Origin of the sequence: Methanobacterium aggregans, assembly GCF_017874455.1 — an archaeon.
Classification (GTDB): Archaea; Methanobacteriota; Methanobacteria; order Methanobacteriales; family Methanobacteriaceae; genus Methanobacterium_C; species Methanobacterium_C aggregans.
Genome location: NZ_JAGGLN010000003.1, coordinates 189,838 through 212,995 on the forward strand (window position 1 = coordinate 189,838; position 23,158 = coordinate 212,995).

The 23,158-nt window shown below is 39.6% G+C and carries 20 protein-coding genes; 13 read left to right on the top strand and 7 right to left on the bottom strand.

Features of this window, described 5'->3' with window-relative positions; all coding sequences use genetic code 11:
- The first annotated feature begins 4 nt into the window (after nt 1–4).
- The 5 genes from J2756_RS06005 to J2756_RS06025 all read left to right on the top strand — a co-directional run bounded on the left by J2756_RS06005 (nt 5) and on the right by J2756_RS06025 (nt 4,406).
- On the top strand, nt 5–337 hold the full coding sequence (locus tag J2756_RS06005; protein ID WP_209583609.1) for a hypothetical protein: 333 nt from the start codon (nt 5–7) through the stop codon (nt 335–337).
- A complete protein-coding gene (locus J2756_RS06010; RefSeq protein ID WP_245315958.1) occupies nt 334–1,143 on the top strand; it encodes a hypothetical protein in 810 nt (269 codons plus the stop codon). The genes J2756_RS06005 and J2756_RS06010 overlap by 4 nt, the downstream gene beginning before the upstream one ends.
- Before the next feature lie 119 nt (nt 1,144–1,262).
- Nucleotides 1,263–1,544, top strand: coding sequence for a winged helix-turn-helix domain-containing protein (locus J2756_RS06015; protein WP_209583611.1), 282 nt, complete (start codon nt 1,263–1,265; stop codon nt 1,542–1,544).
- A gap of 12 nt (nt 1,545–1,556) precedes the next feature.
- Nucleotides 1,557–1,925: a hypothetical protein gene (locus J2756_RS06020; RefSeq protein ID WP_245315959.1), complete on the top strand. Its 369-nt coding sequence runs from the start codon at nt 1,557–1,559 to the stop codon at nt 1,923–1,925.
- 138 nt (nt 1,926–2,063) lie between these two features.
- On the top strand, nt 2,064–4,406 hold the full coding sequence (locus tag J2756_RS06025) for a histidine kinase dimerization/phosphoacceptor domain -containing protein (protein ID WP_209583613.1): 2,343 nt from the start codon (nt 2,064–2,066) through the stop codon (nt 4,404–4,406).
- Between the two features lie 303 nt (nt 4,407–4,709).
- On the opposite strand, the gene J2756_RS06030 is transcribed toward J2756_RS06025, so the two are convergent.
- From J2756_RS06030 to J2756_RS06045, 4 genes are all read right to left on the bottom strand, one after another.
- Nucleotides 4,710–5,708: a methanogenesis marker 12 protein gene (locus J2756_RS06030; RefSeq protein ID WP_209583615.1), complete on the bottom strand. Its 999-nt coding sequence runs from the start codon at nt 5,706–5,708 to the stop codon at nt 4,710–4,712.
- Between the two features lie 202 nt (nt 5,709–5,910).
- Complete coding sequence (gene ilvC, locus J2756_RS06035; protein WP_209583617.1) at nt 5,911–6,903, bottom strand: ketol-acid reductoisomerase; 993 nt, start codon at nt 6,901–6,903, stop codon at nt 5,911–5,913.
- A 272-nt stretch (nt 6,904–7,175) separates the two neighbouring features.
- On the bottom strand, nt 7,176–7,676 hold the full coding sequence (gene ilvN / locus J2756_RS06040) for an acetolactate synthase small subunit (protein ID WP_209583618.1): 501 nt from the start codon (nt 7,674–7,676) through the stop codon (nt 7,176–7,178).
- 1 nt (nt 7,677) lies between these two features.
- Nucleotides 7,678–9,417, bottom strand: a complete 1,740-nt coding sequence (locus tag J2756_RS06045; RefSeq protein ID WP_209583619.1) for an acetolactate synthase large subunit — start codon at nt 9,415–9,417, stop codon at nt 7,678–7,680.
- A gap of 361 nt (nt 9,418–9,778) precedes the next feature.
- Between J2756_RS06045 and J2756_RS06050 the strand changes: the two genes are divergently transcribed.
- The 4 genes from J2756_RS06050 to argF all read left to right on the top strand — a co-directional run bounded on the left by J2756_RS06050 (nt 9,779) and on the right by argF (nt 13,709).
- Nucleotides 9,779–10,174: a pyridoxamine 5'-phosphate oxidase family protein gene (locus J2756_RS06050; RefSeq protein WP_209583620.1), complete on the top strand. Its 396-nt coding sequence runs from the start codon at nt 9,779–9,781 to the stop codon at nt 10,172–10,174.
- A gap of 413 nt (nt 10,175–10,587) precedes the next feature.
- The gene (purD, locus tag J2756_RS06055) at nt 10,588–11,901 is read left to right on the top strand and encodes a phosphoribosylamine--glycine ligase (protein ID WP_209583621.1); all 1,314 of its coding nucleotides are present in this window, start codon (nt 10,588–10,590) and stop codon (nt 11,899–11,901) included.
- A gap of 175 nt (nt 11,902–12,076) precedes the next feature.
- Nucleotides 12,077–12,652, top strand: coding sequence for a hypothetical protein (locus J2756_RS06060; protein ID WP_209583627.1), 576 nt, complete (start codon nt 12,077–12,079; stop codon nt 12,650–12,652).
- A 148-nt stretch (nt 12,653–12,800) separates the two neighbouring features.
- The gene (gene argF, locus J2756_RS06065; protein WP_209583628.1) at nt 12,801–13,709 is read left to right on the top strand and encodes an ornithine carbamoyltransferase; all 909 of its coding nucleotides are present in this window, start codon (nt 12,801–12,803) and stop codon (nt 13,707–13,709) included.
- A gap of 369 nt (nt 13,710–14,078) precedes the next feature.
- Here the strand turns inward: argF and argS are convergent, their stop codons facing one another.
- From argS to ilvD, 3 genes are all read right to left on the bottom strand, one after another.
- A complete protein-coding gene (gene argS, locus J2756_RS06070) occupies nt 14,079–15,770 on the bottom strand; it encodes an arginine--tRNA ligase (protein ID WP_209583629.1) in 1,692 nt (563 codons plus the stop codon).
- A gap of 283 nt (nt 15,771–16,053) precedes the next feature.
- Nucleotides 16,054–16,479 (bottom strand): signal peptidase I, encoded by a 426-nt coding sequence (locus J2756_RS06075; protein ID WP_209583630.1) that lies wholly within the window; start codon nt 16,477–16,479, stop codon nt 16,054–16,056.
- Nucleotides 16,480–16,502: 23 nt separating this feature from the next.
- A complete protein-coding gene (gene ilvD / locus J2756_RS06080) occupies nt 16,503–18,158 on the bottom strand; it encodes a dihydroxy-acid dehydratase (protein WP_209583631.1) in 1,656 nt (551 codons plus the stop codon).
- A gap of 598 nt (nt 18,159–18,756) precedes the next feature.
- On the opposite strand from ilvD, the gene J2756_RS06085 reads away from it, so the two are divergent.
- The 4 genes from J2756_RS06085 to J2756_RS06100 all read left to right on the top strand — a co-directional run bounded on the left by J2756_RS06085 (nt 18,757) and on the right by J2756_RS06100 (nt 23,035).
- A complete protein-coding gene (locus J2756_RS06085; protein ID WP_209583632.1) occupies nt 18,757–20,592 on the top strand; it encodes a threonine--tRNA ligase in 1,836 nt (611 codons plus the stop codon).
- Nucleotides 20,593–21,066: 474 nt separating this feature from the next.
- On the top strand, nt 21,067–21,456 hold the full coding sequence (locus J2756_RS06090) for a hypothetical protein (RefSeq protein ID WP_209583633.1): 390 nt from the start codon (nt 21,067–21,069) through the stop codon (nt 21,454–21,456).
- Nucleotides 21,457–21,743: 287 nt separating this feature from the next.
- Nucleotides 21,744–22,529: a ParA family protein gene (locus J2756_RS06095; RefSeq protein ID WP_209583635.1), complete on the top strand. Its 786-nt coding sequence runs from the start codon at nt 21,744–21,746 to the stop codon at nt 22,527–22,529.
- The gene (locus J2756_RS06100; protein WP_209583637.1) at nt 22,526–23,035 is read left to right on the top strand and encodes an AAA family ATPase; all 510 of its coding nucleotides are present in this window, start codon (nt 22,526–22,528) and stop codon (nt 23,033–23,035) included. Before J2756_RS06095 ends, J2756_RS06100 begins: the two co-directional genes overlap by 4 nt.
- The last annotated feature ends 123 nt before the right edge of the window (nt 23,036–23,158 follow it).

Below are 23,158 nucleotides of genomic sequence, written 5' to 3' on the forward strand. Positions count from 1 at the left end.
TAGTATGGTTTACGATATTTTAATACCCACAGTACCTGTTTTAGGGAGTTATTTAATTACTTACGCTCTTTACAGGAGGGGCTTAATCAAAAAATCACTTCACGTTAATGTTTGGAACTTCATAATCGGGATATCCTTCCTGGTCTGTGGTGGTGCAGGATTCATACTCTTGATACTCCTTGACATGGGTGTTGCACTCCCAATCAGCAAACAACTTCTGTACTGGCATGTTGAATTTGGAGTTACAATGGCTCTCGTCACCGTATTTCACTTCCACATCTACTGGAAGGGTACAAAGGCCATGTTAGGACTTTTAAAGAGGAGATCAGGGTCATGAAGATCAACATTAAGATAAAGGATATTAAGCAATGGTTGAAGGGGAAGGAAGGCCTGCTGGGAGTATTGGGGGCAGCACCATTTATAGCTGCAGCCACGGTTTCAGGATCCTGTGCAGCTGGCTGTCCATACGGCCTTGTGAACGATCCTTACCCTGGGCAATGTCCAAGGTACATTGATGCGGATGCGGATGGGATATGTGACTTGTCACAGACTGCAGCTACGAGTGAAACAGACTCAGACACTTCAAATTCAGAAACTGACTCACCCACACAGGATACTCAAACAACAACAACTAATTCCAATGGAAATCAGGACACTGGGGCGGATCAGTCAACGGGTTCAGATACTGGGGCTGCAGATCCAAATGTTACGAATACCTCAAATGTAACCTCTGCCAGTGATCATGGAAGTTTTGATCTTGGAAACCTATTTGGAGATGGAGGAGCAGGGTACCATGTTATTCCTGTGAGCATGCTCCTCTTGGGAGGATACCTCTTCACCCACTACCTTTTCACCAAGGGAATATTAACACCAAAGAAGCATAAGAGAATATGGAATCTCCTTGTAACCGGGGGGTATCTTGGTACTGGAGTAACAGGAGTTTTACTAATACTCATGATAAAACTGGGTATAACAGCGTTAAGGCAGCCAATAACCTTTTGGCATGCAGAGCTGTCAATATTAATGGTTGTTGGTACTTTGATCCATATTCATATCTACAGAAAGCCGTTTAAGAAAATGTTCAAGGTGCTTTTTGGATTTGGATCAGACAAAAATACTAAGAATTCAGAGAAAGATGTGTAAAGTTCTAAATAAGGCTGTGAAATCTTGATTTTGAAGTTCAGTCGATAGGTTTATTCTTTGTGACCCCAAAATCAGATCAGTTTAGTTGGGTTTATTTTCCCAGAACATGTGGTGATGTCATGAAGAAAATATTATGGTGGCTTATTGGTGGTACTAAGGGGGGTGTTAACAGAGCAAGGATAATACACAACTTACACCAGCGACCATACAATGCCCATCAACTGGCTGAAAAATTGGATCTGGACTACAAAACTGTAAGACATCACATAAAGGTTTTGGAGGAAAACAAAGTCCTTACGTCATCTGGAGAGAAATATGGTACAATGTACTTTCTAACACCTCAGATGGAAGATAATTACGAAATTTTTCAGAGGATATGGCATGAAATGGGTGAAAATTAGTCAGGTGATTAAATGATTCATGATTTAGGTTTAAATGTGGGAATAAACGGAACAGAACCACCAAAACCACAGGAACTACCGCAATTTCCAGACGATGACTTCAGTCTGGCCCTGGTGGCTGCATTTGTAGGTGCAATCAACATAGCGTTGCTTCTTGTACTGTTCATAATTTATATTTCAAACTACAGAAAGCTGAAATCCAGCTTCAGCATGGGATTGGCCCTTTTTGCTGTGCTTTTAGTGATGCAAAACGTGCTTTTTATCTTCTTCCTGGTTTCAAGACAGGGATTTCATGGTCCTGGTATGGGAACACCGGTTTTAAGTCTCAACATCATACAATTAAGCGCATTAATAGTTTTACTGAAAATAACATGGGTTTAACTCATAAATATTTTCAGAGATTCAGAAGAGAATTAAAGACTTTGATGTCTAAACATTCTCTTTTGGTATGGGAATTATTCATTGAACCGCCCATTGGTTTGATTGAATATGAAAAAAACTATTTTTTAGAATTTCCAAGTGAAAGAACATTCTCAACCTGAAGGATCAGAAAATATAATAGTAAGGATCAAAAAGAGTCTTACAATGAAACTGGATTTGAACTCGGGTTCTGAACTTAACAGGATAGGTTTTATTTCTCTGCTTTTGTTGAGTTCCTTTATTTTAACCTACTATTTCCATTTACAGGGTATAGGTCATGTTTTCACCCACTTTTTCTATCTTCCCACCATAATGGCATGCATATGGTGGAGAAGGAAGGGTTTACTAGTACCCTCAATTTTGGCCATACTTTTAATTATAAGCAATTTAATGATCCCATTTTCAGGGGTTAATCTTACAGAGGACCTTCTAAGGGGGGTTATGTTTATTTTGGTGGGTTTAGTAACGGTGCTTCTAACTGAGAGATTTCAGGAAACTGAGAGACAGCTTTCAACCCTTATGAGCAACCTTCCAGGTATGGCCTACCGCTGCAAAAATGATGAAGACTGGACAATGAAGTTTGTAAGTGATGGATGCTACGAACTCACGGGTTACACCTCCAAAGAGCTTGTAAAAAATAAGAAGATCTCCTACTCCTCAACTATACATCCTGATGATGTTGAAAAAGTGTGGAATGTTGTTCAATTGGGAGTAAGTTCTCAAAAACCATTTAAAACAACCTACAGAATTATAACCGCGGATTCAAAGGAAAAGTATGTTTGGGAACAGGGTTGTGGGATATATTCGGATAAAAGAGAATTAATATCTCTTGAAGGATTTATAACAGATATAACAAATCGCAAAAAGGTAGAGCAAGAAGTTAAACATTTGAATTCTGTACTTAAATCCATACGTAATGTGAATCAGCTTATTGTTAAGGAAAAAAATAGGGACGAACTGTTCAGAAGGGTATGTAACATACTCAGGAAAACAAGGGACTTTAAGTTCGTATGGATAGGGTTGGTCAATGAAGAGAACTTTGATATTGTTCCTGCAGCGTCATCTGGCTTTGAAGAAGGTTACCTTGACTCCATCGAGATAACCTGGGACGATTCGCCAGAAGGCAATGGACCGTCAGGTATGGCCATTAAAAATCGAAAACCACATATCATGAGGAACCTAATTCATGATCCTAATTTTAAGCCGTGGAAAGATGAAGCTTTGAAAAGGGGGTTTTCATCTTCAATTGCTTTGCCACTTATGCATGAAAAAATGGTTTACGGGAGCCTGGCCATATACTCTGAAGAGTTTGATGCCTTTAATTCTGAGGAAGCAGTACTTTTAATGGAACTTGCAGAGGACATAGGATTTGCAATACACAACCTGAATGTTGAATCCAAACAGAGAGAGATGGAAGAATCTTTAAGGACAAGTGAAGAGAAATACCGAACTCTTTTTGATAATGCAGATGATGCCATCATCATAATGAAAGATAACAGATTTGTGGATTGTAACTCAAAAACCCTGGATATGTATGGGGCAAGCCGTGGGGAAATAATTGGTGAAACTCCTCACACCCTCTTTTCACCCCATCACCAGGATAAAAAATCCAGAGAAAAGGCTCTGAAATACATAAATAGGGCATTAGATGGCATTCCCCAAGTTTTTGAATGGGAACTAAGAAAAAAGGACGGTGCGCTATTTTATGGAGAGGTTAAATTAAATAATTTAAATTTAGAAGGTGGAAATTATTTAATGGCCGTGGTAAGGGATATTACCGAGAGAAAAATTGCAGAAGACCAAATAAAATTATCCCTTCATGAAAAAGAGGTTCTCCTCAGGGAGATACATCACCGTGTTAAAAACAACCTTCAGATAATATCCAGCCTTTTGAACCTTCAATCAAGGGGCATAGACAATGAAGAGGTACGTGAAATTTTTAAGGAGAGTCAGACCCGTGTTAAAGCAATGGCAATGGTGCATGAAAAACTTTACCAGTCCAATGACCTCTCCAAAATTCAATTCAAGGACTACATACTGAGTCTGGTGGGCAACCTCATTCAGACTTATCTGAAAGATCCATCAATTATTGCATTAAAAACCGATATTGATGAGATTTATGTAGATATTAACACGGCAGTTCCCTCTGGTCTGATAATAACTGAAATAATATCCAACTCCCTTAAGCACGCTTTTCCAGAGGAGGGTGCGGGTGAGATAAACATATTTCTGAGGCGGGAAGGATCTGATCTGGTTCTAAAAATTTCAGACAATGGTAAGGGGTTCCCTGGAGATTTTGACTTTAGAAATACAGGAACACTGGGCCTGCAGCTGGTTAACAGTTTGGTTGAACAGCTTGAAGGAAAAATTGAACTTGATAATACCAACGGTGTGGAATTCAGAATTATTTTTAAAGAGTTGGAGTACGCAAAAAGGAATTGATTACTCTATTTCCCCTCCTTAAAAGATTCATACATAGTGCATTCATATTTTAAGAGAATTTATTGGAAAATATTGGAATAACTGGATTTTCAAGGGGATTTCTTGGATTTGGTCAAGTTAAGATCAACTTATAACTCAAAATTATTTCTACTGTAGAATTTTTTCTATGGTCGGTGATCACAGTGTTCTAGAATATGTTCGTTACACTTGAAACTGACCTTTAAAATTGAATTTTTTTTCTACTGTAGAATTATTGGGTCCTTTAGATCATTTTAAAAAGAGTTATAAAAAGTTAAAAAGGTGTTAATGAGCTTCAAGAACTTTAATACCTAAGATATCTTTTTCACCCTCAAAAACAGCTTTTGCGATCTGGGCACTTCCAACTGAACCTGAAGTTGGAGGGAGTATCAAAACGGGCGCTATATCTTCAACACCCTCCTTTATCATCTGGAAGATATTAATGGGCTCCTGCATGGAACCTATGGAACCTGTGAGCACTATGCCCTCAATTTTATCCGCTATTCCCCTGAGGCCCCATATCTCCATGATTATTGTCATGACCATGGTTTCAATGGCAAGTTCAGCTTCTCTCTGGCCTTCAAGGTACTTCCTGATGATGGCCTCCTTGGCACTGGCAACCTTAGTGTCAACACCTGCAACCTTAACTGCCCCGGCACGTGAAAAACATTCATTTGCAGTTTTTTCACCGTCATCTATATCCCTGATCATCTCAAGGTCCAGGGGGCCGTGGATGATCCCCATAGCACCAACACAAGCATCCATGGCGCCTTTTATAGTCCCGTCTTCAACCAGGATGCTCACACTGTTGGAGCTTATGTCTGCAACGATCATGTTCCGGAATCCAGTTTCAAGGTAAGCATTGTAGGATATACTGACCTTTTCAGGACTTGCAGCATGGGAGTAGGCTGCCCTGAACCTTTCATCAAGACAAGGTGTGTTCCTATGAAGTCCTGGAATGAGAACAGTTGGTACTCCTGAATTTTTAATTTCATCGTAGACAGATGTTCCGCCACCAGTAACTTTGCCGGCACCGCCTATAGAGATTATACCCCTATTTTTAACATTTTCTATTGGGATTATTTCATTTATACCATCACCCATGGCGTAGGTTATGGCCATGAGATCTATGGATCCAATATCAACCCTTTTTGACAATTCCTCAAGGGCAGATACTTTTCCAGATGATAGTTCTTCCCTTCCAATCTTGAAATGAACTGGTTCTTCTTCTAATATTGTAAATGAAACTCCTGTTGTCCCGTGATCCATACCAACAAAAACCATAAAATCACCCCGATGTTTTAATTCAATATCATTTGGCTGAAGTATATCTAAGGCAGTTATTAAATTTATCTGGTGATTAAAATGCCTGGAATTGATTAGATAAATTGTGCAATGAATTTAAGCATTTAAAAATTAAAAGCAGTAATTTTAGACATACTTGATTAAAGGATTAAAAATGTGAAATAGAAAAAAAGAAGGAGTTTTAATCGTCCTTCTGTAAACCGCAGGCTTTCCTTAATTTTGCACCAACCTTTTCGATCTGGAGATCATCCTCAATTCTCCTGAGGCTGTTGAGCATAGGGGCTCCTGCATTGTTTTCAGTTGCAAATTCTTTGGTGAATTTGCCTGTCTGAATCTCTTTAAGAACCTTTTTCATCTCTTCACGGGTTTCATCTGTTACAATGCGGTCCCTGATCATGAGTCCTCCGAATTCTGCTGTGTTACTTACATCGTGCCACATGTTTCCAAATCCTTTCTTGTAGATCAGGTCAACGATTAGTTTCATTTCATGGCATGTTTCGAAGTATGCGATCTCTGGCTGGTAACCTGCCTCAACAAGGGTCTGGAAACCTGCATTTATGAGTCCTGTAACTCCTCCACAGAGTACAGCCTGTTCACCGAAAAGATCTGTTTCTGTTTCTTCTTTGAATGTTGTTTCAAGGACACCGCCCTTTGTGAGCCCTGCTCCCTGGCCCATTGCAAGGGCTATTTGAAGTGCGTCTCCTGTAGCATCCCTTTCAACTGCAACAAGTCCTGGAACTCCGAATCCTTCAAGATACTGCTCTCTTACCATTGAACCTGGTCCTTTTGGAGCTATCATGGTTATGTTGATGTTTTCTGCAGGTTTTATGTAACCGTAGTGTATGTTGTAACCGTGTGAAAATGATATGGTGTTTCCTTCTTCCAGATGGTCTTTTATGGATTCCTGGTAAACTTTGCCCTGTATTTCATCAGGTATGAGTACGTGTATTACATCAGCCTGTTCTGCAGCATCTTCAACAGTCATGACTTCCATACCTACATCTGATGCAGCTTTCCATGAGTTACCGTCTTTTCTAAGACCGACAACAACGTTTAACCCGCTGTCTGCCATGTTTCTTGACTGTGCCATTCCCTGGCTTCCGTAACCTATTACAGCAACGGTTTTATCTTTTAAGACGCTTGAATCTACGTCTTTATCGTAATACATCTTCATCTACAATTCCTCCTGTTTTAGAAATTCAGTGAATGTTAGAAATGGAATGTTCAACCCATTGAAGTTCAACATTAGATTTTTAACACTAGGTTAGAAAATTAATTCTGGTCTATTATTTAATGGATGGATTTATAAAGTTTATCATGGACATGCCAAAACCCTTAGATTCACTCTATTTTTCCTTATGAAGCTATTATAAGCCTTTTTAATCCTTATAAATTAAAATAAAAATAAAAAAATATTTTTTAGGGGATAAAGTCCCTTAAAAAAATCTACATGGTCTTGTTACCGCGTGACATTGCTGTGGGTCCTGTTCTGGCTATCTCTTTGATTCCAAAGGTTCTCAGAAGATCGATCAATGCCTCTATTTTGTCAGGATCTCCCGTGATTTCAATGGTTATATTTTCAGGACTCACATCAATGATTCGGCCTCTGAAAATGTTTGCGTACTGTATAACCTCTGATCTGACCCTTTCTGTGGGTGTGTGGACCTTTATGAGGCACAGCTCCCTTTCAACTGTGCTTTCAGGATCCAGATCCCGGACCTTAATGACCTCAATCAACTTGTTCAGCTGCTTTGTTATCTGTTCCAGGACCTTTTCATCACCTTTGGCAATTATGGTCATGCGTGCAAGGTCTTTCTGCTGAGAAGTTCCAACTGTGATGTTTTCTATGTTGAATCCCCTTCTTGTGAAGAGTCCAGCAACCCTCTGCAGGACACCTGGCTTGTGAAGGACCAGGGCACTTATTATATGGGTTCTCTGTTCATCCATATTAATCACCACCTTCCTTTACCTGTGGCCTGTAGGGTATCTCCCCTGGATTTTCCCTTGCAACCTTGTACTCCCCAACTATCTCTGTTAAACCACATCCTGGGGGGACCATTGGCAGTATCTCCTCAGGATCAATTGCAACATCGATGAGTGCAGGTTCATCTGCAAGCAGGGCATTTCTAAGGGTTTCACGAACTTCTCCTGGTTTTTCAACCCTTTCAGCATTAATTCCAAATGCTTCTGCAAGTTTCACGAAATCAGGCACTTCTCCAAGGTCTGTGTGGGACATTCTCTCGTTGTAGAAGAGCTTCTGCCACTGAGCAACCATTCCAAGGTACCTGTTGTCAAGAACACATACAACAACAGGGATATCATATTCCTTGATGGTTGCAAGGTCCTGACAGACCATTAAAAATCCTCCGTCTCCACAGACAGCAACAACATCAGTATCAGGTTTTGCAACCTTTGCACCTATTGCAGCCGGGAATCCGAAACCCATGGTTCCAAGGCCCCCTGATGAAAGGAAGGTTCTTGGAATTTTTGATGTGAAGTAATGAGCCATCCACATCTGGTTCTGACCAACATCCGTTGTAACAATGGTATCATCAGTAACTGCTTCTGATATTTCCTTTATAACCTGCTGAGGTTTTAGTGGAATGTCATCAAATGATAAACGAGGCATACAAGTCTTTTTAAAGTTCACAACGTGTTTTCTCCAAGCCATGGTGTTTTGACCCGGATTTTTGGCCTGAGTTATGGTTTTTATCAGGCTTGCCATGACGATCTTTGCGTCACCAACTATTGGAACGTTTATATCCACATTTTTACCGATCTCTGCAGGATCAACATCGATATGGATTATCTTCGCGTTTTTAGCAAATTTTGGAACTGAACCGGTTGTTCTGTCGGAGAACCGGCATCCAACTGCTATGAGGCAGTCACAGTCGTCCACAACGAAGTTAGAGCTTTTTCTTCCGTGCATACCCAGCATTCCAAGGGATAATGGATGGTCTTCAGGAAAGGTCCCCTTTCCCATTAAAGTGGTTGAAACCGGGGCGTTGATGATTTCTGCAAGTTTTAAGAGCTCTTCAGATGCTCCGGATAGTATAACTCCTCCACCTGCAAGTATAACTGGTTTTTCAGCACTTAAAATGAGCTCAGCAGCTCTTTTCACCTGTAAGGGGTGTCCCTTTTTTGTGGGCTTGTACCCTGGAAGTTCCATTACTCTGGCCTTCTCAAAGTCAAAATCCTCCTCCTGAACATCCTTAGGAAGATCCAATAGGACAGGGCCCTGACGCCCGGTTCCTGCTATGTAAAATGCTGATTTTATCAGTCCGGGTATTTCATCGGCGTGCATGGCCTGGAAGTTGTGTTTGGTAATGGGCATTGTCATTCCAAGGGTGTCAACCTCTTGAAAAGCATCGTTACCAATCAGTGGGGTTGATACCTGTCCTGCAATTGCCAGTACAGGAGAAGAATCCATGTATGCAGTTGCAATTCCTGTAACCAGGTTTGTGGCCCCTGGACCAGATGTTCCAATACATACTCCTACTTTTCCAGATGCCCTTGCATATCCATCTGCTGCGTGGGCTGCGCACTGTTCATGTCTTACAAGTATATGTTTCAGGTCTGAGTCGTATATTACATCGTACAATGGAAGTAGAACCCCTCCGGGGTATCCGAAAACAACGTCTACTCCCTGATCTGTGAGTGATTTGATTATGGCTTCGCCACCCTTCATAAAAACACCTTTTAATAATTCATTTATTCATTTCATTCGTTAATTCGATTCGGATCTTTTAAATTGATAGTCAACCAATGATATCCAGATGAACTATGATATTCAACTGGATAAAAAAGACCCAATCAATTCTAACTAATTTCATCATTGAGTTTAGATGTATATATTACCTTTTATTGAAGGGATGATGCCAAAAATTTGGGTTTTAATAGGGGCCAAATGCAATTTTTAACCAATTTAAACAATTTTTTTCTCTTAAAATAGAATAATATCCATTACAAAACTAAAAATAGTCCTAAAAATCATTTAATCAAAAGATTTATATTATTTGAATTCTTTAATTTATCATGAGGTGTTTTAAATGGTTATGACAGATGAAATGATGAAAGCAGTAGAGAATGACCTGGTTTTTCTTGCAACATCAACACAGGATGGTGTGCCAAACGTGGTTCCAATAGGATTTGCAAAACCTTTGGACAGTAAGAGCATACTCATTGTGGACAACTACATGCACAAAACCCATGAAAACCTGGAAAAGAACCCGGAAGCAGCACTGGTAGTTAAAGATGCTAAAAAATGCCCCTACCAGTTCAAGGGCAAGGTTGAAATATTTGAATCCGGGAAGATATTCGATGAAGCAGTTGAATGGGCCACAAACGTCATGACAAAGCTCCAACCAAAGGCCGCCATTCTCATGAAGGTTGAAGAGATTTACTCAGTTCAACCAGGTCCAGATGCAGGTAAACAGGTAGATTAAGCGCCAATTAATTGTGGTTTTGGATATTCAGGACTGAAATCAAAGAATTGGCTTCAGTGTTCCCATGAAACATTCCCTTCCAAAACCTTCCATTTAATTTTTATTAAGATCCTTTTAAGTGTGATTTATCATTACATTTTTGACTTATTTTTAGTAAAACCGATTAAATAGAAAAAAGCTTTTAAAATTAACATTTTTTCCTAATAAAACACTCTTTTTTAATATATTTTTACTAGATTTCACGTACCACATAAATATTTTAAATATTTAAACTCATTTTACAATTAAATTAAAGAAATATTCTTCATAATCAAGATAATGAGAAAAATAAACGTTTAAATTGGGGTTTTAATCTGGAACATTTATTTTTATAAGGGTACAGATTTAATGTTTAACAAAGGAGGATTATGATCATGAAAATTCTTGTTGTAGGAACCGGAGCAAGGGAACATGCCATATGTAGGGCACTTGAAAATAATGCTGAACTTCACTCGATAATGAGTAAAAAGAACCCTGGAATAGCCAGAATATCAAAATTTCAGATTTCAAATGAGAACGACATAGAGGCCGTTAAGAAATACGCCCTCTCCAACAAAATAGACATAGCTGTAATAGGGCCTGAAGCACCCCTTGAAAATGGAATAGTTGACGCACTTCAAGCTGAAGGAATAGGATGTGTTGGTCCAACCAGGGAAGCAGCAAGGATAGAAACTGATAAGGCATTCATGAGGAACCTCTTCGAGGAACACAAAATAGGTGGATCAATTGTCTACAGGGTCTTTCACAACAGCCAAGAAGCCGGAGATTTCATAGAAGAGTTTGGAGAAGACGTAGTAATAAAGCCGGTTGGACTCACAGGGGGTAAGGGTGTTAAGATCATGGGAGAACACCTTGAGGACGCTTCAGCTGCAAAAAATTACGTCAAAGAGATAATAGACAACAAAATTGGTGGATACGCAAGCGTTGTGATAGAGGAGAAACTTGTGGGTGAAGAATTCACAGTTCAGGCCTTCGTTGATGGGGACAGGGTTGTTCCAATGCCTGCAGCACAGGACCACCCTCATGCCTACGAGGGAGATCAAGGCCCAATAACTGGGGGAATGGGATCATACTCAAACAATGACGGTTTACTGCCATTTTTAGACGGTAAAAATTATGATGAATCTGTTAAAATAATGCAGGACACAGTTAAGGCCATAAAAGATGAGGTTGGGCCTTACAAGGGAATTTTATACGGTCAGTTCATGCTCTGCAGGGACGGCCCCAAACTCGTGGAGTACAATGCACGTTTCGGTGATCCTGAGGCAATGAACGTGCTACCCTTACTCAAATCAAACTTCGTGGACATATGCCAGGGAATAGTTGATGGAAACCTTAAGGGAGCAGACTTCAAGAAGAAGGCAACAGTCTGCAAGTACCTGGTGCCGAACGGATACCCTGAAACGGCCCAGGGAGGAACTGTGCTGCAGGTGGATGAAGCAGCAATAGAAGCTGCAGGTGCAAGGGTTTACTACGCAGCAGTGAACCAGCAGGATGGTAAAATATACACATCTGCTTCAAGGGCACTGGGACTGGTTGGAATCGGTGACAGCATAGAAGAGGCTGAAGAAATCTGTGAAAGTGTCACAGGATTTGTTAAGGGTGATGTTTACCACAGGAAGGATGTTGGAACCGCTGCCCTCATAGAAAAACGGATGAAGCACATGGAAGAAATTCTAGGTCAGTAAATCTGTAATTATTCAATTAAAATCAATTAAAATTTCCATCTATTTTTTTTAAATGAATTTCGACTTAAAAGCAGATCCATCTAATCCCTAGGAAATTCATAAAGGCATAAATTATAAAAGCTTCATAATATCCATGAAGTCCTACAAATTCGGAAAAATTCCGGTGAGATTAAAAATGGTCACTGAAAGGTTGTATCTAAAAAGACTTAAAAACTGCCAGCTTATAGAAGATCTGGGCTGTAAAATTGTGGATATTCAGATGGAAATGGCTTCAATTGAGAAGCAGAAGGATACAGCCAAGAGGGAACTAATTCTAAAGGATATGCAACCCTATGAAATACAGAAATTTCCAGAAACTCCAGAAAACCAATCTATAAATGAAATAAAGGATCTTTTACTGGAAATTCAGGGTCTGGATCGTAGGATCAGTGAACTGGAAGTTCATGGCCTTGAGAAGGAACACCAATTTCTGTCCCTGAAAAACCAGATTCAAAGGGAAATAAAAGCAGGGATCACAGAACTTCTCAACGAAAACATGGGTGAACATGAAAAACTATTGAAACAACTTTCTGAATCTAAAAGAATGGCCTTGGAGTTTCAAAGGGAATGGAAGGATACTGAAAATGAGGAAGCTCTGTACAAATGGATGCTGCAGTCCGAGGCAGTCATGACAATTGAAATTCAGCTGGAGAAGCTGGAAGAGGATATTGACTGCATAGAACGTGTTTTGAAGATGGAATTTGGGGAATGAACCCATTAATTTTTGTAGATTCAATGGAATGCTTTTAAAAAATAGTATTATCTGCAAGAAAATTTTTACACAAACTTTAAATAAAGGTTTTACAGATAAGTTAAGATCTAAAAAGGAACACCATATGGTTTTTTGGGGATGAACGTTAATGAAACATCTTTTATCAGTTACAGATGCACAGGACAGCATATTCGAGATTCTTGAAAATGCTGCAAAATTTAAAAAAGACCCTATAATGGGACACCCACTGAAGGATAAAACCCTTGCAATGATATTTGAAAAGGCATCAACAAGGACGAGGGTCTCCTTCGAGGTGGCCATGTTCCATATGGGTGGAAGCGGCCTATACTTATCTGCAGACGACCTGCAGCTTGGTCGTGGAGAAATAATCGAGGACACAGCAAGGGCAATGACCAGATACGTTGATGGGGTCATGATAAGGGCTAAGGAACATGATGATGTCCTTAAATTTGCAGAGTACTCCAACGTACCTGTTATAAATGGACTAACAAATAAGGAACATCCATGCCAGGCCCTTACAGATCTTCTAACGATACACGAACACAAGGGCACCTACAAGGTTAAACTGGTATTTGTGGGGGATGGAAACAATGTCTGTAACTCACTGCTCCTTGCAGCTGCACTGGTTGGAATGGACATGACTGCTGTTTGCCCTTCAGGTTACGAACCAGACATGGAAATATTCAAAAAAGCCCAGGAATTCGCCAAAAACACAGGATCTAACATAGAAATAACATCTGATATTCAGGAAGGACTTAAAGATGCAGATGTTGTTTACACCGATGTCTGGGTGAGCATGGGGGATGAGGCAGAAGCTTCAAAACGTGAAGAAGACTTCAAGGACTATCAAGTCAACACAGACTTCCTTAAACATGCAAAGGACGATGCAATAGTGATGCACTGTCTTCCTGCAATCAGGGGACAGGAAATAACCGATGAAGTTATAAACAGCCCGGAATCTGTTATATGGGATCAGGCAGAAAACAGGATGCACACACAGAAGGCTGTGCTCTACAACCTTCTAACAACCTTTTAAAAAAGGGTTGATCAAAATATCCCCTTCAAATAACCTTTAAAAAGCGGAACAAGTTCCGCAAACTTACAAATTTTTATTCGCTGAAAGGGTTGATTAAAACTTCCTTTTTTAACCCCCCCCTTTTTGCAGTGTTTAAACTCATTTTACATTAAAATTAATATTTTTATTTAATAATACTTTATCAGGCTATTTTTTAAAAATAACATGAAAATATTGATTATAATCATTATTTAAATCTAAGCATTGATTTTTTACTTTAAAATAAAAAACGAATTAAACGAATAAATTGAAAAAAAACTCATTTTAACTAAAAAAGTGGATGAAAAAGCACACAAAAAATTGAATTAAAAAAAATTGAATGGGATCAACTCACATTGAATCTGGAGCATCAATTCCCATAAGTTCCAGGGAGTTCCTGATGGTTATTCTGGCCTTATCCACAATTAAAAGTCTTAAATCCTCTTTATCAGATCCAATAACCGGAACGGATTTGTAGAACTTATTGAAGGCACCTGCAAGGTCCATAGCGTACTGTGCAACCGGATGGACCCTGTTTATACGTGCAGATTCCTCTATAACATTTGTGAACTTGGACATGATCTTAACAAGTTCAATTTCAGCGGGATCTTCAAGAACCCAATCCTCCACAGCAGATGGATCAACAGCCTCTGAAATGCCTGCCTTCTCCAGAAGTTTGCATGCACGGGCATGGGAGTACTGTATGGATGCACAGCCACGTTCAAAGCTCAGGGCTTCATCCCATTTAAATACTATATGCTTTTCAGGAGATAAACGTGCTATGAAATACCTTATAGCTCCAATTCCCACTTTCTCTGCGATTTCAGTCTTTTCATCATCTGTAAGATCGGATCTTCTGGCTTCGATCTCCTTCATTGCCCTTTCAACGGCTTCATCCATCAGGTCATCCACGCTGATGAAAACACCGCGCCTTGTGGACATTGATCCCTCTGGTAATGTTATGAACTCGTAGAATATGACCTCCGGCGCTTTACCTCCGATCATCTCCAGAACAATGCTTAACTGTTTCACTGCAAGTTTATGGTCAGATCCAAGCACGTCAACCATCTTATCAGAGTTATTGGATTTGTAAAGGTGATATGCAAGGTCCCTTGTGGCGTACAATGATGTTCCATCTGATCTTGCAAGTATCAGCTCTTTATCTATTCCATACTCCTCAAGGTCCAGGTAAGGAACCTCGTTGGTTTTTATACGACCTTCAAGGGATTTTAAAATACTTGCAACGTCTCCATTTTTTATGAAGGTGCTCTCCCATACGAATGCATCGTGGTGAACATTCAAACGTTCTGATGTTGTTTTTATACCCTGGACACATTTTTCCACAACGCCTTTAAAGAGTTCTTCCAGTTTTTCATCATTTCCCTTCTCGTACTTCTTGAGTATGCCGTTGATCTCCCCTTTAAGTTCCGGTTTGGCACGCATAACCTCGTTTACATTGAAGTAAAGCTTTCCAATTTCATGGTCGGATTTTCCAGTTTCATCCATCTCATAATCAAGGTTTAAGAGTCCCCAGACTATCATGGCTATTTGTCGACCCATATCATTGACGTAGTACTGTGTTTCGACCTTGTAACCCGCTTTTTGGAGTATTCTCGTTAAAGAATCGCCTATTATGGAGTTACGTATATGTCCGATGTGAAGGGGTCCGTTTGGATTTGCTGAAGTGTGTTCCAGGATTATTTTAGTGTTTTTTGATTCAAGGGTTCCATAATCCTCATCTAAAGACTCTAAAACCAGTTTTGAAAACTTTTCGTAGTCTGCAAAGAAGTTTATGTAGGGTCCCTTGGATTCCACCTTCTCAAAAATGGATGGGGTTTCAATTTTTCCAAGTACCTCCTGGGTTATTTCCATTGGAGACCTTTTAAGTTCCTTTGCAAGTTGAAAGGCAATGGAACTTGCAACATCGCCCATGTCGGGGCTTGGTGGTTCTTCAACCTTTATTTTATCAGGCAGTTCCCATCCCAGGGCACCGACTGCATTTTTTAACGCGTTAACTGCTTCTTTTTCCAGAATTCTGTACATAAATTCACCTATAAATCTTAAAACGATTATTTTTAACTTTTAAACTTGAATTCTTTTTTTATTAATTATTTTCTAATTTTTTTTTAGTAATTCCAATAATCAGTGATCTTGCAATAAACAACAATCTTTAATTAAGAATTGATATGGATCCTCAGATCATATTATCCAAAACTGTTTTTCAAGTTTTAGTTTATTCAACCCCTCATTTAAAATTATGATCCATAAAAACTTAAAAAGAGCAAAAACCACGAATTAATAAAAAAATTAGTTATAAGGGTTTAAATTACAATCCCCTTATCCAAATAGTTATGTATCCTATTCTCGGTATAACCAAGGGATTTTTGCCGATGGTTACAACCTTTGCAACGATCTGGTTAGGATACACGACTGCAGGGTCTGGAACTGGGTTGTTGTCCCCCTTGATAACGAAGTACTTGGTACCATTGGATGTCTGGTTGATCTGAATGATCCTGTGGATCACAGGTTCATTGAACCATGTGGCATGGTAGACAACAATATCTCCAACCTTCAAATCATTTGCATTCAGTTCCTGTAATCCTAAGAAATCTGTTTTTTCGATTACAACAATATCTCCCCTGTAAAAAACAGGTTCCATACTTCCTGAAACCACCACGTTCATGTGCTGGGCTAGAATGATTCCTATGATTATTATGGCGATGTAGCTTATTATCTCCTTTTTATCTGACATGGTTCCACCTTAACAACTCTCATCTATCTGAGAACTGCTCCCCTATCTGCAGAGGTTGCAAGTTTCATGTACCTTGAAAGCCAGCCTTTAACCTTTCTATCAGGCTTTACAGCTTCTTTTAGTCGTTGTTCAATTTCATCATCTTCCAGTAGAACATCGAGCTTCCTTTGGGTTATATCAATCTTTATAATGTCCCCATCGCGAATGGCAGCTATTGGTCCGTTTGCCATTGCTTCTGGTGAAATGTGGCCGATGCATGGTCCTCTTGTACCTCCAGAGAATCTTCCATCTGTTATGAGTGCAACGGATTTTAGGCCCATGCCTGATATTGCAGAAGTTGGGTTGAGCATCTCACGCATTCCAGGACCCCCCTTGGGTCCCTCGTATCTGATGACGATCACGTCACCCTCAACGATCTTTCCAGATGTGATGGCTTCCACACACTCCTCTTCACTGTTGAAAACCTTTGCAGGACCTTCATGCACAAACATATCAGGATCAACTGCCGCTTGCTTAATAACAGAACCTTTAGGTGCAATATTCCCCTTTAAAACTGCTATTCCGCCTTCTTCATGTATTGGATCATCAATGGAATGTATGACCTCAGGGTCGAGAACTTCAACATCTGTGATGTTCTCCTCAAGGGTTTTTCCAGTGCATGTTAGAACATCAACGTTTAACTTATCCCCTAAAGCCTTTAAAACTCCAGGTATTCCGCCCGCATTCTCCAGATCCAGCATTCTGTGGGATCCACCGGGTCTTATTGCTGTTAGGTGAGGGATCTTATGGCTAAATTCCTCGAAGAGATCCAGGTTAACCTTCACACCTTTATCTTCCAATTCACTTGCAATTGCCGGAATGTGTAGTGTGCTGTTAGTTGACCCTCCAAGTGCCAGATCAGCAGCCACAGCATTTTCAAATGCTTCCTGTGTCATGATCATGGAGGGGGTGACGTTTTTATCAAGAAGTTCCACTATCTTTCGTCCAGAAGCTTCTGCAATCCTCATTTTCTTCTCTGAAACAGCGTGTGCAGTTGCACATCCGGTTAAGCTCATTCCTAGGGCTTCTGTTACACATGCCATGGTGTTGGCTGTGAAAAGACCTGCACAGGATCCTGCACCAGGACATGCACATCTTTCAAGCTCATCCAAATCTTCAGCGGACATTTTACCGGACAAAACAGCACCAACTCCTTCAGAAACATTTATGAAGTCAACTGGTTCACCATGAAATTCACCTGGAAGCATTGGTCCTCCAGTGACAACGATTGCAGGTATGTCAAGGCGTGCAGCTGCCATCAACATTCCAGGAACGATTTTGTCACAGGTTGGGATGAGCACCAGGGCATCGAACTGATGGGCCATTGCCATGCTCTCAACTGTGTCCGCTATTATCTCCCTTGAGGCCAGTGAGTATCGCATACCTTCGTGGTTCATTGAAATTCCATCACAGATAGCCATGGTGTTGAATTCAAATGCAACGCCTCCAGCATCAGTTATGCCTTTTTTAACTGCATTTGCAACTTTATCAAGGTGAATGTGTCCTGGAACAATTTCTGTGAAACTGTTGGCCACACCTATGAATGGTTTGTCCATATCAACATCCGTCAATCCACAAGCCCTTAAAAGGGACCTGTGAGGGGTTCTTTCCAGACCTTTTTTAATAGTGTCACTTCTCATTAAATCACCGCGGGTTTATTCAATTCTTATCAGATTTATAACATTTATATGCCTTTTTTGTAGATCTTCAAAATTAAAACATGTATTACTCTGATCCCTTCAGATCTTTATAACGTTCAACAATGATTTTTTATTATCCTTGACTCTTATTAAACTTCCTTCCCCAAAATTATTCTGGGATAATACCATGGAGTACTCAATTAAATTCAAGATCATTCGTTCCCATGTGCCTATAAATTTTGTTGAAATACTTAAAAAAAGGGTAGATTGAATTAAAAAACTATTTTAGAGCAAAGTTATTGAAATGTTTTAAACAGCACAATGTGCTATTTTTTTCAAAGGGCTTCTTAAAAATCATTCAGAAATTGAATCAACGACTGCTGAAAAACCTTTTAAATAAAATAAATAAAATTAACCCCAAAAAGAATCTTTTATAGATAATTTAAAGCAATTTAAACGATTTTAAAATTTAAGGAAAGCACCTTCAATGTTTTCCTCCTGCCGATGGAAGCATTGATAAGTCACTTAAACCAATAACAAATAGTTTATAAATAACATGCTAATGAATTTTATTCTAGAGTAATTAATAGGTGGTTAAATGAGGATACTTTTGATTCATTCTGATTATTTGAAGTACAAAACAAAGTCAAAAACCAGGATAGCAGAAAAAATAGAAGATGAACAGAAAAAAGGCGAATTTAAGGATTCACTCGTTGTTTTCACAGCAGTAGAGAAGGAAGATGAAAAAGAACCTGAAACAGTGGTTGAAAATGCAGTTCTAGAGGTTGAAGACATCTTAAACAAGGTAAAAGCAGAAAATGTGGTTATATACCCATACGCGCATTTAAGTTCATCTTTAAGCTCACCAGATGCTGCAAAAACCATACTTCAGGGAATGGAGGTTGCTTTAGAGGGTAAAGGTATCAAAGTTCAGAGGGTTCCATTTGGATGGTACAAATCCTTTGAAGTTTCATGCAAGGGACACCCGCTCTCAGAGCTTTCAAGAACCATCACAGCTGAAAAGGTCCAGAAAGAGGATGATGAAAAAGCTGAGGGAGAAAAATCACAGTTCTACATATTCCAGAATGGAGAACTCATTGACCCAGATGAATTCCAGTATGAAAATGGGGACTTTGAAAAACTCGTGGGCTACGAACTTGGAAAACTGGAATCCTCAGGAGAGGAACCCCCCCATGTCAGGCTCATGAGGGAAAAATCACTTGCAGACTACGAGCCATCAGCAGATGTTGGACATCTGCGCTGGTACCCTAAGGGCAGACTCGTAAGGGATCTTCTTGCAGACTACGTTTACAACCTCGTAACAGAAAGGGGAGCAATGCCAGTTGAAACCCCAATCATGTACGACCTTGCAGATGATGCAATAAGGGTGCACGCAGAGAAATTCGGTGAACGCCAGTACAGAATGGGAACCAAAAACAAGGAACTCATGCTCAGATACGCCTGCTGCTTCGGAGCCTTTAGAATACTTTCAGACTCCTTCCTAACATGGAAAAACCTTCCAGTGGGAATGTACGAACTTTCAACCTACAGTTTCAGGTTGGAGAAGAAGGGAGAGGTTGTTGGACTTAAAAGACTCAGGGGATTCACCATGCCTGATCTTCACACTGTCTGCAGGGATGTTAAACATTCCATGGAGGAATTCGAGGGCCAGATCGACATGTGCAAACAGACAGGCTTTGACCTTGGAGTGAACTACGAGGTCATAATGAGGGCAACCAGGGACTTCTTCGAGGAAAACAAGGAATGGGTTTACAGGGCATCTGAAAAGATAGGCAAACCAGTTCTAATGGAGATCCTGCCTGAGAGAAAACATTACTGGATAGCTAAAATGGACTTTGCAGCCATGGACTATCTTGGAAGGCCAATAGAAAACCCAACCATCCAGATAGATGTGGAAAGTGGTGAAAGGTTTGGAATAACCTACATAGACGAGAACGAAGAGGAAGTGAACCCAATAATACTTCACTGCAGTCCAACAGGAAGTGTTGAAAGGGTTATATGCAGTTTACTTGAGAAAACTGCCATTGAAATGGATGAAAAACCACCAATGCTCCCAGTATGGCTCACACCAACCCAGGTACGTGTTATACCAATAGCAGAACGCCACACAGAATTTGCACTTAACCTTGCAGAGGAGATCAAGGCCCACAACATAAGGGTGGATCTTGACGACCGCCATGAAACAGTGGGTAAAAAAATAAGGAACGCTGGAAAAGAGTGGGCAGCTTACGTTATTGTTATTGGTGATAAAGAGCTTGATGGTGGTAAAATCACTGTGAACATCCGTGAAACCAATGAAAAACTTGAAACAACAGTTGAAGAGCTTGTTCAGAGGATCCACGATGAAACCAAGGGAATGCCGTTCAGGAAACTTCCTTTACCAATGAAACTGGCTAAAAGGGTTAATTTTTAATATTAAACCTTTTTAAGTCATTAAATTCTAAAACTCTTTCTTTTTTTATTTTTAAAATTAAATGATTATTTTTATAAAAGTGAAATAACAATTTGAATACTAATTTTCATAAGTAGGTTTTGTCTGAATTCTAACGCACCAGATTCAATAAAATAATCAATTTTACTTCAGAATTCCTTCTTAACGTATATTACAGTATATATTCTCTAAAATATGAATTAAATGCAATCCTTCATTTTAATTGATGCTAAAATTAATAATTTAATAGGATCCATTGGTTGCGATATTCAGGTCGATGTTCTATGCATATCGCACACCCCATAACTACAAAATTCAATAATTTTGCTGTGCTGAAAGGGGTTATCACATTTTTTGGATTTTTTTATAGATTAACTTGCAGCGAAGCATAAATTAAATGAACCTGCATTGCATATCAATTAAACAGAAATTCCTGAGTTATGTGGAGAAGGTTTTATGGGGAAAAATAAGGATTACGAAGCGATCATAGAGGGACTTGAGTTTAAACTGAAACAGAAGGAATCTGAGATACAGGAGCTGAGGGAGAAACTTCAGGATAAATATGCAATGCTTCAGGACAGGATAGATGAGAAAAAAATCCTTGAGGAACGGGTTAAAGAGTTGGAACTTAAGGATATAAGTTTGAAATTGGGTAAACTGGATGAACTCACAAACAAAAATCTGAAGCTTGATCACAGGGTTCAGGTCACCAAGAAACAGCTTGATTATGCAAGGAATGACCTGGAGCTTCAGAAAAAGGTTATAGAAGACCTTGAGAACCGTGGGGTTTTAGATTTTCTTTTAAGAAGGTTTCCTGAGACTTTTAAGGAGTATAAGAAGACATAAGAGTTTTCAAACTCAATTCTCAAACTTTTTTAAGGATTTTTATTATTTTTACTTGGAATATTTGGGATAAAATATTTTTACAGTTTAACTTTCACAATCTTTCATCCTACTAAATAACTACTTTCATTCTATGATTTTTTTAATTTTTTTAATCTTATTTTAAGTCTAGATTTTTGATTTAAGTGTGATTCATGCCTCTAATTTTCAAAAAATTATTTATATTATAACTTATAACTTATACTTTAGAACTTATAACTACTGAAAAATCGTTTTGGAGGAAGAATTACATGGCTGAAATAATTGCTATACTGAATCAGAAAGGCGGGTGCGGTAAAACAACAACTGCTGTGAACTTATCTGCAGCACTTGCACAGTTTGGAAGGAAAGTTTTGGTAATAGATATGGACCCACAGGGTAATGCAACCATGGGTTTGGGTGTGGACAAGAGAACCACTGAAAGGACAATATATGATGTTTTAACTGGAGATATTCCCCTTGGGGGTGCAATAATGGGTACAGACATGTCGGGACTGGACGTTGTACCCAGCAACATATCTTTAAGCGGTGCCGAGGTTGAATTAAGCAAAGAGGTGGGATACCACACCATACTGGACATGGCGGTGGACGGTGTTTCATCAAGCTACGACTACATATTCATAGATGTGCCTCCATCCCTTGGAATCCTCGCCCTTAACAGTCTTGTTGCTGCAGACAGCGTTATCATACCAATACAGGCCGAGTACTACGCACTTGAGGGAATAGCAGATCTCATGAAAACAATTGAACTTGTTGAAAGCAGACTCAGAAGTCCAGCACCAATCAAAGGTATTTTAATAACGCTCTACGATTCAAGAACCCGTCTTGGAAGGGAGGTTTACAGCAACGTCAAGGAGTACTTTGGACAGACTGAAAACATCTTCAAAACAACCATTCCCCGCAACGTTAAACTTGCAGAGGCCCCAAGCTTTGGAGAGTCATGCATAACCTACGATGCAGAGAGCAGCGGAGCCAAGGCCTACCTGAAACTTGCAGGGGAAATAATCCAGCTTGAGGGCACGGAGGATAATAAATGAGCCAGAAAAAGAAAAGGGAAAGCGCCCTTGGAAGGGGTCTGGATGCTCTCATAAGAACACAACCTGCAGAAGAACCTGAAGAGGAAAAGCAGGAGGAACTGGAAACTGAAATCCTGAAGAAGGAAACTTCTCATCAAAGGAAAAAAACCCTTGCAGCCAAAAAAAGCAGAACATCAGGAAAGAGTTCTGCAAAGCCCGGGGCAAAAACTGTCAGTAAAACTCCTGAGAATGTACAGGCCAAAAAAAGTCAGAGGGTAAAAAAACAACCCGAAAGCCCTGCCGAAGATTTTGATGTGGATTCACAGCTCCTTGGGGAGGTCATGGCAGAGGTTGCTAAAAATCCAAGGATTTCACTCTGGTCTGCAAAGTCTGCAGCAGTTTTAAGGTATCTACGTAAAACAAAACCCGCCTTCAGTATAAGTAAGGAAGCTTCTGCCCTAATTGAGGATGCTGTGAAGGAGAAGTACCCGGATCTCTGGGAAGTGTTTGAGGAGGAAGGACTTTAAAAAAGTGTTATAACTTATAAGTTATAACTTATTTCTTATTAGTTAATCACTTATAACTTATACTTTATAAGTTAAAACTTGTAACCTATTTTTAAGTTCTTTTATTTAATAGAAAACAATAAT